Origin of the sequence: Methylocystis rosea SV97, from assembly GCF_000372845.1 — a bacterium.
GTDB lineage: Bacteria > Pseudomonadota > Alphaproteobacteria > Rhizobiales > Beijerinckiaceae > Methylocystis > Methylocystis rosea.
The window spans coordinates 1,306,609-1,322,918 of record NZ_KB889963.1 but is presented as its reverse complement, the minus strand read 5'-3'; the positions used below and the strand labels follow the sequence as shown (position 1 = coordinate 1,322,918).

At 62.8% G+C, this 16,310-nt stretch carries 12 protein-coding genes and 1 tRNA gene; 7 read left to right on the top strand and 6 right to left on the bottom strand.

The window, feature by feature from the left end; all coding sequences use genetic code 11:
* Position 1: 1 nt before the first annotated feature.
* Together A3OO_RS0106920 and A3OO_RS23955 are read right to left on the bottom strand one after the other, a co-directional pair.
* Positions 2-2,269, bottom strand: coding sequence for a TOMM precursor leader peptide-binding protein (locus A3OO_RS0106920; RefSeq protein WP_018407106.1), 2,268 nt, complete (start codon positions 2,267-2,269; stop codon positions 2-4).
* A 208-nt stretch (positions 2,270-2,477) separates the two neighbouring features.
* Positions 2,478-2,984, bottom strand: coding sequence for a hypothetical protein (locus A3OO_RS23955; RefSeq protein WP_018407105.1), 507 nt, complete (start codon positions 2,982-2,984; stop codon positions 2,478-2,480).
* Positions 2,985-3,392: 408 nt separating this feature from the next.
* Between A3OO_RS23955 and nikR the strand changes: the two genes are divergently transcribed.
* From nikR to A3OO_RS0106890, 5 genes are all read left to right on the top strand, one after another.
* Complete coding sequence (gene nikR / locus A3OO_RS0106910; RefSeq protein WP_018407104.1) at positions 3,393-3,860, top strand: nickel-responsive transcriptional regulator NikR; 468 nt, start codon at positions 3,393-3,395, stop codon at positions 3,858-3,860.
* A 124-nt stretch (positions 3,861-3,984) separates the two neighbouring features.
* Positions 3,985-6,408, top strand: coding sequence for a TonB-dependent receptor (locus A3OO_RS0106905; RefSeq protein WP_018407103.1), 2,424 nt, complete (start codon positions 3,985-3,987; stop codon positions 6,406-6,408).
* 170 nt (positions 6,409-6,578) lie between these two features.
* Complete coding sequence (dnaG, locus tag A3OO_RS0106900) at positions 6,579-8,483, top strand: DNA primase (RefSeq protein WP_018407102.1); 1,905 nt, start codon at positions 6,579-6,581, stop codon at positions 8,481-8,483.
* Between the two features lie 213 nt (positions 8,484-8,696).
* Positions 8,697-10,712 (top strand): RNA polymerase sigma factor RpoD, encoded by a 2,016-nt coding sequence (rpoD, locus tag A3OO_RS0106895; RefSeq protein WP_018407101.1) that lies wholly within the window; start codon positions 8,697-8,699, stop codon positions 10,710-10,712.
* A 34-nt stretch (positions 10,713-10,746) separates the two neighbouring features.
* Positions 10,747-11,361, top strand: a complete 615-nt coding sequence (locus A3OO_RS0106890; RefSeq protein ID WP_018407100.1) for a Uma2 family endonuclease — start codon at positions 10,747-10,749, stop codon at positions 11,359-11,361.
* Between the two features lie 170 nt (positions 11,362-11,531).
* On the opposite strand, the gene A3OO_RS0106885 is transcribed toward A3OO_RS0106890, so the two are convergent.
* From A3OO_RS0106885 to A3OO_RS0106875, 3 genes are read right to left on the bottom strand one after another with little or no spacing between them, the layout of a single operon-like run.
* Positions 11,532-12,830 (bottom strand): MFS transporter, encoded by a 1,299-nt coding sequence (locus A3OO_RS0106885; protein ID WP_018407099.1) that lies wholly within the window; start codon positions 12,828-12,830, stop codon positions 11,532-11,534.
* Between the two features lie 7 nt (positions 12,831-12,837).
* Entirely contained in the window at positions 12,838-13,554 is a 717-nt protein-coding gene (locus tag A3OO_RS0106880; protein ID WP_026222757.1) for a DUF1345 domain-containing protein, read from the bottom strand.
* A gap of 12 nt (positions 13,555-13,566) precedes the next feature.
* Positions 13,567-14,499: a polyprenyl synthetase family protein gene (locus A3OO_RS0106875; protein ID WP_026222756.1), complete on the bottom strand. Its 933-nt coding sequence runs from the start codon at positions 14,497-14,499 to the stop codon at positions 13,567-13,569.
* Between the two features lie 337 nt (positions 14,500-14,836).
* Here A3OO_RS0106875 and A3OO_RS0106870 point away from each other — a divergent pair, with 337 nt between their 5' ends.
* A complete protein-coding gene (locus A3OO_RS0106870) occupies positions 14,837-15,127 on the top strand; it encodes a hypothetical protein (RefSeq protein WP_018407096.1) in 291 nt (96 codons plus the stop codon).
* A 503-nt stretch (positions 15,128-15,630) separates the two neighbouring features.
* Positions 15,631-15,849 carry a hypothetical protein gene (locus A3OO_RS0106865; protein ID WP_026222755.1) on the top strand — a complete coding sequence of 73 codons (219 nt, stop codon included), beginning with the start codon at positions 15,631-15,633 and terminating at the stop codon, positions 15,847-15,849.
* A gap of 152 nt (positions 15,850-16,001) precedes the next feature.
* Here A3OO_RS0106865 and A3OO_RS0106860 read toward each other — a convergent pair.
* Positions 16,002-16,076 (bottom strand) — tRNA-Thr (locus A3OO_RS0106860).
* Positions 16,077-16,310 lie beyond the last annotated feature (234 nt).

Here is a 16,310-nt window from a genome sequence, read left to right as displayed (position 1 = left end):
GTTAGGTGCGGGGGAACAAGGGATTGACATCGGCTTCGCGCACCGGCCGCTTGCGCAGACCCAGCGCGATGGGCACGTCGTAGAGACGTCCGGGGCCGAAGCGGCGATAGAAATGCCGCAGTCCCGGAACGATCACCCGGACCACCGGCACGTCAATGTCGGGGCGCGTCTGATCGAGGACGAGGAAATCGTGCCCAGCCCGCGCGGCGAGCTTGACGCAGGCCAGCACCTGGTCGCGGCCGTCGAGTTGGGCGAAATTCTTGAACCGCGACCGGCCGAAGGACGCCTTGCCCTGCGGCCGCATATAGACGTGCTTGCGCAGCGGCAGAGGGTCGCCCCCATAATCGTCGTCGGGCCCGAGCTCGGGACGGCCGCCGAGGCTGTCGATGGCGAGAAACTGGTTGAGCTCGGTCATGGCGCGCAGCGTCGCGATCCTTGGATCGAAATGCGCGCCCGCTGCGACTTCGATATATTCCCGTCCGTCCTCAATCCAATGGGCGACGGCGACGACGACGGGAATGCCAAGATCGCTCGTTATGTCCAGCGCCCAGACGTCGCGGCCCATCCTCGCGAAGACGGCGCGGAGGTCGCGCACATAGCTGTCGCCGAGCTTGTCGAGATCAATCTCCGGACGACGCAAACGGTTGTACCACCAGATCGCATAGGCGTCCCGCTCAACGAGTTCGAGGAAACCCTGAATAATGGCTTCCTCGATCGTATTGCCCGCCGCGCAACCGTTCGAATCGGCGCTGATCTGGTTCGCGCAGCCGGACTCGTGGAAGAAATACAGAAGGCCGGTGGGAACGTATTTGAAACATTCGTCGCGCAGAGACCACACTGGCGACCATTCCGTCTCTGCGGCGGGATCGAAGCGCTGTGCGCCCTCGCCGCAGCCGCCGCTTTTCGCGCCCTGCTCATATTGCGCGTCGCTATAGAGCAGGATGTCATCGGGCAGGATCGCCTCGCCGGCCGGGAAATCCGCGAATCGTCGGACGATCCTGATCTCGTCGCCCTGGAAAATCCCGCAGTAGCGCTCGATCGCCTCCATCAGCGCGCTGGCTTCGCCCTGTTCGGCGACGCTGCCCTTGCCATAGCTGTCTCCGCTCAGCCCGGCCTGAAGGGCGTCGACGGTTTCGGGGCGCGGCGAAAAATTATGTCTGGCGATGAAGCTCGCGTCGAGCGGCTGTTGGCTCTTGATCCGATCGAGATGCGATACGACGCCGGTCAGCGGGCTCACATGCTTGCGATTGCGAGCAAGAGTGTCGCCCGGCGCGACCGATCTGTAGCCCCCGCTCGTCACGACGCTCGCGCTGCCGGCATGCAGCGGGATGGGCGTGGGCGTTCGCGCGGGATCGCGCAGCTCGGGGTCACCGCAGCTTGGGCATTGCGGCCGAGCCGGCACATAGTGACGGGCCACCGTCGAGCCCATCAGGTCCAGGCTCACGATGTGCTCGTGCAGATCGGTGCGGAAGCCGCTGGCGATCGCCTTCGCGATCTCCGCGGCGGCGATGCCAGCGCCGCTCAGGCCGAGCGGATTGGCGCCGAGCGGCGAAACAGCGACGCAGCGCGCCTCCTTGCGGCCGAGGAACGCTTTGACCTGTCGATTCCAGTTCATGCGATCGGCCAGGCATCTCCAGCAGGCGCTCTTGCCAGGGCTGAAAATCGGGCCGACCAGCGGGAAAACGCCGGAAGGCTGCACCAAAAGCCAATCCTGCTTCGCCTCGAGCCGCCGGCGGTTGAACTCGGCGAGCTGACCTTCAAGATAATCGCCGACCAAGGCGATGGTCAGATCGCCTCCGCGCTTCACGACCTTGACGCCGAAAACGTCCAGCGCCTTCTCCAGCTCCCGCGCGCCGCCGATCCCGATGGCTTCGATCTGAACCGAGACCTTCTGCAGATTTTTCGCGGCGACTTCCGGCTGTAAGCCGAGACTCGCCCAATAGGCCGCCGCGACGCCATCGGATGCGCCCGCCGGGACGACGAATCGGCGATCGAATAGTCGCTTGAACGCCTCGTCTATTGAGTCGACGGGAAACTGTGCGGACAGCGCCTGACGTATGGCGTGGGTGTCCTCGCCCGCGCCGATCCTCTCGGCCAGCGCGCAATAGAGCGCGCCTCGAAGGAAAAACTTTCTGTCCTCCGAATAAAGGCAGACAGCGTCAGGCGGCAGGACATAGACAGAAAAATTTGGCGCGAATCGTAGGGCGTCGCCTAACCGCTCTTGTGAAACCGGCTTCGGCGCAAGCGGTTTAGATACGTCAATTGTCATTTGGCTGTCGCGCGCTCCCCGTCTCGTGGCGCCCAGCGCGACGAGATCGCTCGATTACAGGAATCAGGGAGACGAACACAGGCGCGCACGGAACACAGAGATGCGTTCCACACGACGTGGCTGCGCTTCACCTCGCCCCAAGGCATCGACCCGAAGCGCTTGCGGCCGAGCGGAGCGTCCGCTCAGCCGTCAAATGTGCAGCGGTGCGTTACCAGCAACCGCGGCAGCCACAGCCGCGACAGCCGCAGCCCCTGCAGCCCCGACAGCCACAGCCCCTGCAGCCGCGACATCCGACCCACCACGCAACCTGCTCGGTCTTCACCGCCGGCGCTTCTTCGCGGTCGAAAAGGCGGAACGAATTCAGCCCCACGTCGAACACTTCCTGTTCGCGGAGGTCGATCGTGCGCGTCCGGCTCGTCGTCGGAGCCGTCGAAGCGTCAGCAGGAGAACTGTCGACGCAGGCAGCGCCCGCGAGCGACAAAGATACACCCATCACGCCGAAGGCTTTTTTGCCTCGACGTTTGTTCTGCGGATTGTCCGATGAGCGCGCCATAGAGTCCTCCCAAAAAATCTCAAAAACCGCACGGATGGAGACAATAGCGTCCATCGCGCGCTGGTCAATACTCATCCGGTAAATGGCGAGCCCGAATGTCTCGACGATAATCGATGGAGTGAAGCCAGCTAAGCATGCGCCCGCCCAAGCCCCCACGCGCATCTTCAGATCACATGGTTAACGTCACGGACCGGCTCGCCGGAATATTATCTCAAGCGATCCGCGTAGCGACTCTTCGGGAACGCGTTGCGCGATAATGACGCCAGGAAACTGCAGGAGCCATAAGCGCGTCCTGGCCAACGAATGTCCGACCTGCTGTTCAGCCGCTTTGAAACGCGCATCTGTCTTCTGACAATGCGGCTGAAACGGCGGCAAAACGCATGCGAGGTCACACCCTAGAGAAATAAGTTAGCCGCAGAACCCCAACGCGTCGGCGCTTTTGCTAACGGCCGGCTTCAAACCGCGACGCTATTGGCGGCCTATGCGCCTTGGCGTAATGAACTAGTGGTCGCGCTTTCCCGACTTTACTGGGTTGAACCGCATGGCGAGGCGCGACAGCGGGAGCCTCACATGCAGCGAGTAACCATAACGATCGACGAAGAACTGATGAGCGCGCTCGATCAGTATATGGAGGCAGGCGGCCATCGAAATCGCTCCGAGGCCGTTCGCGATCTCGTCCGCGCAGGGCTGCTGAAAACGCCCGAAACCGATGACAGCGCCCGCCCCTGCATGGCCGCGCTCGTTTACGTCTACGACCATGAGACGCGGCAGCTGTCGAAAAAACTGATGCATGACCATCATTCTCACGCCGACATGTCGATCGCGACGCTCCACGTGCACATCGATGAAGCGACCTGTCTCGAAGTGTCGCTGCTCAAGGGCCAGAAGACGGATGTCGAGCACTTCGCCGGCCATGTGATCGGCGAGCGCGGCGTCCGATACGGGCAGCTCGTCGTCCTGCCGGCGGATCTCGAGCAGGGCGAAACGTCCCACGTCGATCGTCACACGACCGGCCGCCACCCGCACCATTCCAGCTAGCGCGCGTCGTCTGTGGCAAATCGGCAACGCTTTCGGCAAATTGCATTGAGCCAATTGACCCAACGCATCGCGTAAGACAATTTTCAAAAAAAATCACAATAACGCGCATGTTGGGTGACGCCGAATGAACCGCAGAAACGCCGCTTCCGTATCCGCTGTCGCCATCGCGATTTCGCTCATTGGCGCTGAGGCGCAGGCGCAATTCACCGCGCTCCCAACGATCAATGTCGGCGGTCAGCGCCCGGCGGCCAGCACCGCTGCGAGGCCATCGCGACCAAGTGGGCAGGCGACGCGCGGCCCAGTTCGTCCCACGCCAGCCATTCAGGATCCCACGGTGTCGGTCGGGCAAAAGCCGCCGCCGCTCACGGCGTCCAGCGACAAGTTCTACACCGGCGAGGAAGTGACGGCCTATCCCTATTCGCGTCCCAGCGAGTCGCTTGAAATCGTGCCCGGCTTGATCGTCTCGCAGCATTCAGGCGAGGGCAAAGCCAACCAATATTTCCTGCGCGGCTTCAACCTCGATCACGGAACCGATCTTGCGCTCTATCTCGACGGCATGCCGCTGAACATGCGCACGCACGGCCACGGGCAGGGCTACGCCGACACGAATTTCCTCATGCCCGAGCTGTTGTCGTCGATTCTGGTGCAGAAAGGGCCCTACGCGGCCGAAGACGGAGACTTCTCTTCGGCCGGCTCGATCTACATCCAATACATCGATAAAATCGACAAAGGCTATTTCTCCGGAACAGGCGGCAGCTTCGGCTATGGCCGCGGATTCGCCATCCAGCCATACAAGGACATCTATGGCGGCGACGCCTACGGCGCCGTTGAAATGAATGTTTACAACGGTCCCTGGGAGCGCGGCGACGAAGTAAAGAAGATCAACGGCGTCTTGCGCTGGACGCGCGGCACGCAGAGCGACGGCATGTCGTTGACCGCGATGGCCTACGCCAACCGCTGGTATTCGACCGATCAGATTCCCATGCGGGCCGTCAACTCCGGCCTGCTGTCGCTATGGGGCACGACCGACCCGACCGACGGCGGCGACACCACGCGCTTCTCCCTTTCGGGCCGCTGGAGTCAGACAGAGGGCAATCACTACTCGCGCGTCGAGGCCTACGCGATCCGCTCGACTCTGGAACTCTACAACAACTTCACCTACTACCTCGCGCATCCCGATGTCGGCGACCAGTTCCGCCAGTTCGACCGGCGCACGATCGTCGGCGTCAACGCTCAGCATGGGATCGCCTGGAACTCCTTCGGCCTTCCCGTCCAGACCCGCTTCGGGCTTCAGGGTCGCTATGACGACATTCGTCTGGGCCTGCAGGAAAGCTTCCGCCGCAACATCTACGATTCGATCCGAAACGATTATGTCGGAGAAGGCAGCGTCGGCATCTGGACCGATACGACGGTGAGTTGGACGCCATGGCTGCGAACGGTGGCGGGCGCGCGCGTCGATCTTTATTCAGCCGCCACCAACTCGATTCAGACGCTGGCGGACGCCCCCAAAGTCTTCAACAGCGCCGGGCTGCCGGTTTTCCTGTGGACCGGTCCCTTTAACAATGGTCAGAAAGACGCGTCTATCTTCAGTCCTAAGGCCTCGATCATTCTCGGTCCCTGGTATGCGACCGAGATGTTCCTGAATTTCGGCGAGGGATTCCATTCCACCGACGCGCGCGGCACCGTGCAGAGCTTCGCGAGCGCGGAAATCGGCGGCATCGAGGGTCTCGACCTCGATAGCTTCTCCGTCGTCGGGCGCATTCCACTGCTCGTGAAATCGCGCGGCGCGGAAATCGGCTGGCGCACCAAATTCATCGAGGGACTCGACTCAAGCGTGAGCCTGTTCTGGCTCAATCTCGACTCCGAAAACCAATATGTCGGCGACGCCGGCACGACAGAATTCGGCCGCCCGAGTCGCCGCTACGGCATCGAAATCGCCAATCACTATCATCCGGTGTCCTGGATCAGCTTCGACGGCAATGTGGCCATCGTGAATACGCGCTTCCGCGGCGTCGATCAAAATGCATGGCTCAGCTATGCCGAACTGACGACGGCGGAGACGCTGCCTTACGGAACCTTCCTTGGCAACGCCCCCGGCAATTATCTCTTCAACGCCCCCGCGATCGTCGCGATGGGCGGGCTTGAAATCGGCGAGGCCACCGGTTGGTTCGCCGGCATGAAATACCGCTATTTCGGCGCGCGGCCGTTAACCCCTGACGGCTATTTCACCTCGCCCGCCACTGGCACTTTCAACGCGCGGCTCGGCTATCGCTGGGCGGACGGCTGGCGCATTCAGCTCGACGCGTTCAACATCTTCAATTCGCGCTCCGACCAGATCACCTACGCCTATGGGTCGCTGCTGCCGAGCGACGCCCTCTATCAGCAGTGCGTCAACGGCCTCGCCCCCGGCGCCGTTTGCGGGGTCGGCGTCATGGACCGCCACTTCAAGCCGGTCGAGCCGCCGGCGGTGCGCCTGACATTCGGCGGTCCAATCAGCTTTGAGTCGCTGCCAGACTTCACAGCGCCGCTCCGGGTCATGCCGGACTAGCTGCGCTCAACCCGCCTTGCGCTGCTTTGCATAGCTGCGCAGGACGGCGTTGATGCGCCGCTGATAGCCCGGGCCTTGCGCCGTATATTCGGCGAGCGGACCAGCTGTGAATCATGGGCATCGCGGTGAATTTGTTCCCTGCCGAGAAGGAGTAGTGCTAGGGACACCCTATGCGCTTTTCCCCTTCCTTCCTCGATGAGATACGGGCGCGCCTGCCCGTCTCCGAGGTCGTGCGCCAGAAGGTGAAGCTTCGGAAGGAAGGCAGAGAGTGGCGGGGCCTGTCGCCCTTCAACGCCGAAAAGACCCCCTCCTTTTACGTCAACGACCAGAAGATGCGCTGGTTCGACTTTTCCGCCGGGAAGAACGGCAATATCTTCGATTTTCTCATGGAGACGGAGGGGCTCTCGTTCCCGGAGGCGGTGGAAAGACTGGCGGCCCTCGCGGGACTGCCCCTGCCCGTCGAGACCAAAGAGCAGCAGGAACAGGACCGACGGCGCGCGACGCTGAGCGAGGCGCTGGAGGCGGCGGCGGTCTTTTTCGAAAAGCAGCTCGCCAGCCCTGCGGGACGCGAGGCGCGCGCCTATCTGGACGGCAGACAGATTCCCTTGGCCGCGCGCGAAAAATTCCGTCTGGGTTTTGCGCCGCCCGAGCGCCATGCGCTGCGCGATCACCTCGCCGCCGAGGGCGCAAGCGTCGAAACGATGATCGAGGCGGGCCTGCTCGTCCATGGCGAGGACATCGCCGTTCCCTACGATCGGTTCCGCAATCGGGTGATGTTTCCGATCTGCGACCGCGCCGGACGGGTCATCGCCTTCGGCGGCCGCGCGCTGGAGGCGGACGCCCAGGCCAAATATCTCAACTCCCCCGAGACGCCGCTCTTTCACAAGGGCGCGACGCTGTACAATCTGCACAACGCCCGCAAGACGGCGCATGATACCCGCGCGGTGATCGCCGTCGAGGGCTATGTCGACGTCATCGCGCTGGCCGCGGCTGGCTTCCCCAACGCCGTCGCCCCGCTCGGCACGGCGCTGACGCCGGATCAATGCGCCCTGCTCTGGCGCCTGGCCGAGGAGCCGATCCTGTGCTTCGACGGCGACAAGGCGGGATTGAAAGCGGCCTTTCGCGCGGTCGATACGGCGCTGCCGCTGATTGGCCCCGGGCGCTCGCTGCGATTCGTCCTTCTGCCGGACGGCCAGGACCCGGACGAACTGCTGCGCTCAAGCGGGGCGGAGGCGCTCGCTGAAGCTTTGAACCACCCACTGCCGCTCGTCGATCTGCTGTGGATGCGCGAGACCGATGCGGCGACGCTGGATACGCCCGAGCGCCGCGCCGCGTTGGAGCGGCGGCTGCGCGAGATTGTCGGTCAGATTGTCGACGACGACCTGAGACGCCACTATCTCCAAGAGCTGGCGCAGCGGTTGGCGCGCCTCTTCGGCCGAGATCGGCGCGGCCCGTTTCGACGCCCAGACGTCCCGGGGCGAGGGGCGAGCGGTCGCCGGCGCGCTTCCGACGAGGCCGCCTTGACCATTGGTCCAGGCCTGGCGAATTCGCCGCTGTTTCGCGGCGTCAAGTCAGCGATTGCGCCGCGCGAGGCGCTTATCCTGTTGATCCTGATCAACCATCCGGATCTGATCCACTCCCGCGCGGAGGATCTGGCGACGCTTGATCTTGAGTCCGCCGACGCGCGAGGCTTGCGTGATGCGCTCCTGCGATTCGCCGAGAGCGGCGCGGCCGACAAAGCTGAGCTTCACCTTTTTTTGGCGTCGCTTGGACTTGCGCGGACGGTCGCCCGGCTCGAGGCGATGGCCGCCCATTCGACGCTGTGGAGCGTGCGCCCCGAGGCTGCGGCGGCGGACGCCGGCGAGAGCCTGCGACAGGCTTTCGCCTTGCATCGCAGATCATTGGCGTTAAATAGAGAGTTGCGCGCGGTGCAAGCGCTGCTCGCCGACAACCCCAACGAGCGGGATCAAGCGCGGCTGAAGGATATTCAGACCCAGTTGTCGGCGCTTGAGGGCGCAGAAGCAGCGGTGGAAGGGTATGGGTCACTTTCCGGCCGGCCATCGCGCAACTTGTGAATTCGCATGGGTTGGCGCCGTGGCGAAGAGGGGATGGAAGACGCGCCGCTAGGGGGGCGGTGCGAAGGTTTTTTCGTGGTCGGTCGGGCTTTTTTCGTCCGCTTTCCGCGCCTTGGCTTAGAGAGGGCCGGCCTCTCTGGCTTATTTTAGAAAACTTGCGCCTTGCCTGGTTCGGGGAAAGCCGATCCGGGGCGAGGCGTTTGGAGCTTGTGGATGGCGAAGAAAGACGAAACTAAGGTCGAGAACGAAACCGTAGCGGCCACGGAGGCTTCCGACGGACCGCTTCTCGATCTCAACGATGCCGCCGTCAAGCGGATGATTAAGCTCGCGAAAAAACGCGGCTTCGTCACCTATGCCGAGCTGAACGCGGTGCTGCCGTCCGAGGAAGTGTCGTCGGATCAGATCGAGGACGTCTACGCGATGCTCTCGGAAATGGGCATCACCGTCTCTGAAGGCGACGATCCGGACGACGTCGAGGCCGAAGAACAAAGCCCCGAGGAAGAAGAACCGGAAGGCGGCGAACTCGTCGAGACCCCGCGCGCGACCGCGGTGGCGACGCGCACGTCGGAGCCCGCCGATCGCACCGACGACCCCGTGCGCATGTATCTGCGCGAGATGGGCTCGGTCGAACTTCTGTCGCGCGAAGGCGAAATCGCCATCGCCAAGCGCATCGAAGCCGGGCGCGAAGCGATGATCGCCGGGCTCTGCGAGAGCCCGCTGACCTTCCAGGCCATCATCATCTGGCGCGAGGAATTGGAAGCGGGCAAGGTCCTGCTGCGCGACATCATCGATCTTGAGGCGACCTACGCCGGCCCCGAGGGCAAGGCGACGAAGACCGCTGAGCCGGCGCCCGCCGCCGACCTGGCGCCGGCGACCGCGCCTCGGACCCCGCCCGCCGGGCTGCAGGAGGACGTGCCGCCGACCGAAGAATCGTTCGAGGAAGAAGACGACATGGAAAATTCCGTGTCGCTCTCTGCGATGGAATTGGAACTGAAGCCGAAGGTTCTCGAAACCTTCGCGCGCATCGCCGACGCCTATAAGAAGCTGCGTCGGCTCCAGGACCAGAACGTCGAGAACAAGCTCAAGAACGAGACCCTGACGCCCGCGCAGGAGCGCAAATATAAGACGCTCAAGAAGGAAATCGTCGCCGACGTCAAATCGCTGTCGCTGAACCAGAACCGCATCGAAGCGCTGGTCGAGCAGCTTTACGACATTAACAAGCGACTCATCGGCTATGAGACGAAGCTCCTGCGGCTCGCCGACAGCCACGGCGTGATGCGCGAAGACTTCATCGACAAGTTCCACGGCTCGGAGCTCGACCCGAAGTGGGTCATGCGCGTCGCCAAGCTCGGCTCCAAGGGCTGGAGGGAGTTCGTCGCCGCGGACAAGGATCGCATCAAGGATTTGCGCGGCGACATTCATGCGCTTGCGACCGAGACGGGACTGGAGATCTCCGAGTTCCGCAAGATCGTGCATATGGTGCAGAAGGGCGAGCGCGAAGCCCGGCAGGCGAAAAAAGAAATGGTCGAGGCGAATCTGCGTCTCGTGATCTCCATCGCGAAGAAATACACCAATCGCGGCCTGCAATTCCTCGACCTCATCCAGGAAGGCAACATCGGTCTGATGAAGGCCGTCGATAAATTCGAATATCGCCGCGGCTATAAATTCTCGACCTACGCCACATGGTGGATTCGTCAGGCGATCACCCGCTCGATCGCCGACCAGGCGCGCACCATCCGCATTCCGGTGCATATGATCGAGACGATCAACAAGATCGTGCGCACCTCGCGCCAGATGCTGCATGAGATCGGACGCGAGCCGACGCCCGAGGAGCTTTCCGAGAAGCTCGCCATGCCGCTCGAGAAAGTGCGCAAGGTTTTGAAAATCGCCAAGGAGCCGATCTCGCTCGAAACGCCGATCGGCGACGAGGAGGATTCGCATCTAGGGGATTTCATCGAAGACAAGAACGCCGTGCTGCCGATCGAGGCGGCGATCCAGTCGAATCTGCGCGAGACGACGACGCGCGTTCTCTCCTCGCTGACGCCGCGCGAGGAACGCGTGCTGCGCATGCGCTTTGGCATCGGCATGAACACCGACCACACGCTCGAAGAAGTCGGCCAGCAGTTCTCGGTGACCCGCGAGCGCATCCGCCAGATCGAGGCGAAGGCGCTGCGGAAGCTGAAGCACCCGTCAAGGAGCCGGAAGCTGCGGAGCTTCTTGGATAACTGACGTCCCGCGGAGCTGGACGTGCTATGGTGCGCATATGAATCCGCATCTGCGACCCGCCTCGTTGCCGCTTTCCACGCAAGCCGCCGAGGGCATGCCCCGGCGGTGCTGGACGGTCGCCGAGGTCGAGGAGATGGTCCGCGTCGGCATCATCGACGAAGACGAACGGTTCGAACTCATCGGCGGGGAGGTCGTGCCCATGTCGCCCAAGGGGGCTCGGCATGAGTGGATTAAGATTGAGCTGAATCGATTTTTGCAACGTGTTGCGCCAGCCCATCTTACCATCGCGCCAGAAACGACGCTGCGACTTGACGCCCGCACGTTCGTCGAGCCCGACTTCTGCGTCTTTCGTCGCGAGCTTGATCTAAAGGCGCTCGACGGCTCTTCTGTCTTGCTTGCGATCGAAGTCGCGGATTCGAGCCTCAATTATGACAAGGGCCGCAAGATCGGCATTTATGCGGCTTATGGCGTTCGCGAAGTTTGGGTCGTCGACGCCATTCGCGCAACAATCTGGATTCATCGCCGGTTGGGCGCCAGCGGCTACGCGGAGATCGCGGAATTTACGCCAAGCGAGCTTGTGACGCCGATGCTTGCGCCTGAACTTGCCGTGCGCCTGTCGGACCTCGGCATAGGGCCGGCGACAGAGGCGTAAGACTCAGGAAGTCATCGCCTCAGAGGCTATTCGCCAGCCGCCGTCATTGCCGGCAGGCCGAAGGAGTGGCCGCGAATTGAGAGCAATTACATCATGCTTGTTGTGACGTTGAATTCCCGATCGCGAGTGAAGCGCGTCTGGAATGACATTCGAGCAGCGCGTTATTTTTATTACTCGATCCGCGAATTTTTCTTCGTATCCGGCATCGTCGCGTAGACGACGAGCGAGATGAAAATAGCGGCGCTCGCATAGTAGAAGAACCAGCTCTCATGGCCCTGCGCCTTGAACCAGAGCGCCACATATTCCGCCGAGCCGCCAAAAACGGAAACCGTCGCCGCATAAGGCAAAGCGACGCCGGTGACGCGAATGGCGGCGGGAAAAAGCTCCGCCTTCACCACGGCGTTGATCGAGGTGTAAAGCGCGACGATCAGCCAGGCGCAGCAGATGAGCGCAAAGGCGATCCAAGCATCGCGCGCATTCTGAATCGCGGTCAGCAGCGGAACCGTGAAGATCGTTCCAAGCACGCCGAAGGCGATGAGCATCGGTCGCCGGCCGATGCGGTCCGACAAAGCGCCGTAGATCGGTTGCAGACAGAGCGCGAAGAGAAGCGAGCCGGCCGCAATCCACGTCGTCTCCGCATCGCTCAATCCGGCGGACAGCTTCAAGAATTTCTGCATGTAGGTCGTATACACATAGAAGGCGATCGTGCCGCCGAGCGTCAGTCCAACGACCGTCGCCGTCTCGCGCTTATGCGCGAGGAGCGCGCTGAGCGATCCGCGCCGCCGCTCGGCGCGGGACGCCTTGAAGGCGGGCGTCTCGGCAAGGTCGCGGCGCATATAGAGCGCCACGATGGCGAGCAGCGCGCCGAAGGCGAAGGGGATGCGCCAGCCCCAGTCGCGCAGCGCCTGAGCATCGAGCGCGACATTCTGCAGAATGAGCAGCACGCAGAGCGCCAACAGCTGGCCGGCGATCATCGTCACATATTGAAAGCTCGAATAGAAACCGCGCCGCTCGGGATGCGCCATCTCGGCAAGATAGGTCGCGCTCGATCCATATTCGCCGCCAAGACTGACGCCCTGAACGAGACGCGCGAAGAGCAGCGTCGCCGGCGCGCCGACGCCGATCGTGGCATAGGTCGGCGCCAGCGCGATGAGGAGCGAACCCAGACACATCAGCAGCACCGAGAGCATCAGCGCGGCGCGCCGGCCGCGCCCGTCCCCGATGCGCCCAAATACATAGGCGCCGATCGGACGCATCAAAAAACCAAGCGCAAAAACGCCGGAGGCCGACATCATCTGCGCGAGGGGGTCTTCGCCAGGAAAGAACGAGTCGACGAAGTAAAGCGAAAAGGCCGAATAGACGTAAAAGTCGTACCATTCGACGAGATTGCCGACCGAGCCGATCAAAATCGCGCGCAGTCTCGCCGCTTCGGTCTTGATGGTGTCTATCGCCGCCGCATCTTCCTTCATATGTCCTTCAGACCAGCTGGCTGGCGACGTTCACCATGAGCGCGAGGATGGTGGTGTTGTAAAAAAACGCGACGATGCCATGCGTCGCCACCATCAGTCTCATCTGCGACGAGCAGGTTTCAATGTCGGCCGTCTGAAAGGCGACGCCGATGACGTAGGAAAAATACAGGAAGTCGATGTATTGCGGCATCCTGGTGTTAGGAAAATGCAGTCCGCCGCGCGCCGTCGGCGGTTCGTCCGGATCATGCTCCTCCTCGAAGTAAAATTCGTGCGCATAATGAAAGGCGAAGGTCAGGTGCAGGAAAAGCCAGGAATTCAGCACCGTGATGATGGTAAGCGCGATGGCTGCACCCTTCTCCCAGCCTTCCATTGACTTCACCGAACCAAGCTCGACGACGACGGCGCCGAAAGAGGCTGTGGCGATCGCCGTCGTGAGCAACAGCATGACGAAGCGGCCCTCGTCGAGAATCTGGGCGCGCTCGCGAATGGTGTCGTGCGTGGCGCCGACGACGAGCAGGTAAACGAGCGCAAAATAGCACAGCGCGACCGCGTTCCATGCGACGAGCGCGCGTGCGACCGGCTGCATCGCCTGCGGCAGAAGCAATCCGACGATGACGCCGAGCGCGAGACTGAGAAAGAGCTGCGGGCGCGCGCGAACAATACGAAATGGCGCCAGGATCGCCGAGGCGCGCCGACGGGCCTTGGATAGTCCTTGTCGGGCCATCGGCATATGTCCTTAGTTGCGCCGCGCGGCGACGAAACGTGCGGCCTCCGCCAGAATGTCGGTTCCCTCCCCCAGTCCTGTTTCGCGCAGCGCCGCCGTCGCTTCGGCGACCAGCGCGTCCCGTCTCGCGCGCGCGGCGTCGAGACCGAGAAGACCCACAAGAGTCGCCTTGCCGCGTTCGGCGTCTTTGCCGGCGCGCTTGCCGAGCGCGGCGCTGTCGCCTTCTGCGTCAAGGATGTCGTCGGCGATTTGAAAAGCCGCGCCCAGCGCTTCGCCATAGCGCGTCAGCGCTTGCGCCTGCGCCACAGAAGCGCCGCCGAGAATGCCTCCAGCGTCGACCGCGAAGCGCAACAGAGCGCCCGTCTTCATCGCCTGCATCTGCAAGGTTTCTTCGAGCGTGAGCGGCGTCGCCGCGGTTTCAGCGGCAAGGTCGAGCGCCTGTCCGCCGACCATGCCGCCAAGTCCCGCCGCGCGCGCCAAGGCGAGCACCACCGCCGCGCGCACGCCAGCGTCCGGGTGCGTCTTCGGATCGGCGACGACGTCGAACGCGTAGGTCAACAGCCCGTCGCCCGCCAGGATCGCCGTCGCCTCGTCAAACGCCTTATGAGTCGTCGGCCGGCCGCGACGCAGATCGTCATCGTCCATCGCCGGCAAGTCGTCATGGACGAGCGAATAGCAATGAATCATTTCAAGCGCGCAGGCGGTCCGCAGCGCCGCTTCGCCGACGACGCCAAAGAGTTGCGCGGATTCGATGACGAGAAAGGGCCGCAGCCGCTTGCCGCCGCCGAGCGAAGAATAGCGCATCGCCTCGAGAAGGCGCGCGGGCCGGGCGATCTCGCCGGGAAGCGGCGCAGTCGCGAGCAGCGCGTCGAGCGCAGATTCAGTGGCGTCGGCGGCGGCGTCGAGACGGCGTCGGAATTCCTCGGCGCATGCGGCTGCATCCATGAGAGCGATGTCCTTCAAAGCAAATGACAATGGCTGCTAGCAAATTTACGGTCCAATCCCAAGGGCGCCGTGCGCGCTCCTTTATGGCGAAAACTCGTCGCGTTTCGGGCTTTTCCTAAGCGGCGAACGCCTGAAACTCGCACGATGTTGTATTTTTGCGACAGTCATCGCAGGCCGCTTTTATTAAACTCCGCCCGACGCCAATGCGGCTTGCGGCATCCCCAAGCGGTCGTCGGCCGCGGCGTCGTACAGACTCTCGCGGCGCGCATACAATCGGATTGGTCCGGCGCCGCTTCGCCTGGATGCGGACGATCCAGCCTCACCCTAGGAGAAACGCATGAAGAAAGTTCTGCTGCTGACGACCGCCCTGGCGGCGGCCGCGCCGCTTGCGGCGTGCAACACTCCCGGTGAACGCGCAGCAGGCGGCGCCGTGATCGGCGGACTTGGCGGCGCGGGCATTGGCGCGCTCGCGTCCGGCGGACGCGCCGGGGGCACGCTCGCCGGCGCGGCGATCGGCGCGGCCAGCGGCGCCGTCGTCGGCGCGGCGACCGCCCCGCCGCAGCGCTGCGCGCGCTGGGGCTGGGACTATTACGGCAACCGCGTCTGCGTCGCTTTCTATAACTACTAAGAGCGCGCGAAATTTTTTTAAACCGCAGGCCGCGTCGCCTGCGGTTTTTCTTTTCTTTGCCGCCCACGCGATCGCGACGCTCTGGGCGCAACGCTTCTTGATCTTGGAGGTGAGACCGCTAATTTGAGGCGAGCGGCGCTGCCTGGAGAGAGTTCATGCCGGAAGGTTTAACGAGACTGATGATTCTAGGGGCGATCGGTTTCTTCCTCGGCGCTGCGATCGTCAGCTATTACTCCGGCTGAAAACGTTCGGTCGCCCCAAGTCGCGGGTTCAGGACCGGTTTCCGTCGCCCTCGCTGACGCGTTCGCCGGACGACTTTGGCTTGTCTCGAAGCCGCCTTACTGCTCAACGGCGCGCTCGTCCGAGCAGTCTGGCGTGCGTCCGAGCGCCGCGCTTGTCCCATGCCTAAGCCGCGCAGACGCAGGAGCTTGCGCGCTCATCATTCATTAACCATGTTGATCTAAGTGATGCGTGCGGACGAGGCGCAATCAGGAGACGTAGCGATGGCGATGAGCAACAGGACCAAGATTGGTGTCGTTCTAGGGGTTGGGGTTCTCGCCGGCCTCACGTCGGGGTTGCTGTCCCTGCTGCTTTTGGCGGTAGCGGGCTTCCTGATCGCCTGGGGCCAGAATCCCAAAGCCGTTGAGGAATTTTTCGAAAGCCTTCCCTTTCGAGACTACAGCTCAAAAGCCTTCTCCCGCTTGAACTCGATTCTCTCGTAAAATCTCCCGGCGCGCCCCGCGTCGCCGTCTATCCGCTCGACAACATCGAAAAAGCCCGCCGGACCCTCTGGCGGGCTTTTCTCTGCGCGCAAGATCGGCCGTTTTACGCGCCGCCCGCATTTCACGTCGAACTGACGGACAAATTGTTGAGCTGGTGCTGCAAGAGAGGATTGAACTCTCGACCTCTCCCTTACCAAGGGAGTGCTCTACCACTGAGCTACTGCAGCGCTTGATCGCCCGAAACACGTGAAATCGCGTCCGACGCGTTCGGTGCCTGTGTGCCACAGGGACGCGCAAGTCGCAAGCGCGCGCGCGTCCAGCCCAGGGCTTCGAACTCGAGATAATTTCAGCTCACTCTCAGCCGTCATGCCCGGCCTTGTGCCGGGCATCCACGCCGGTCAACCGCGAAACGCATCGCGCGGAGACGGTAGGTTTGCTCATATCCTCACATTTGCCTCGCG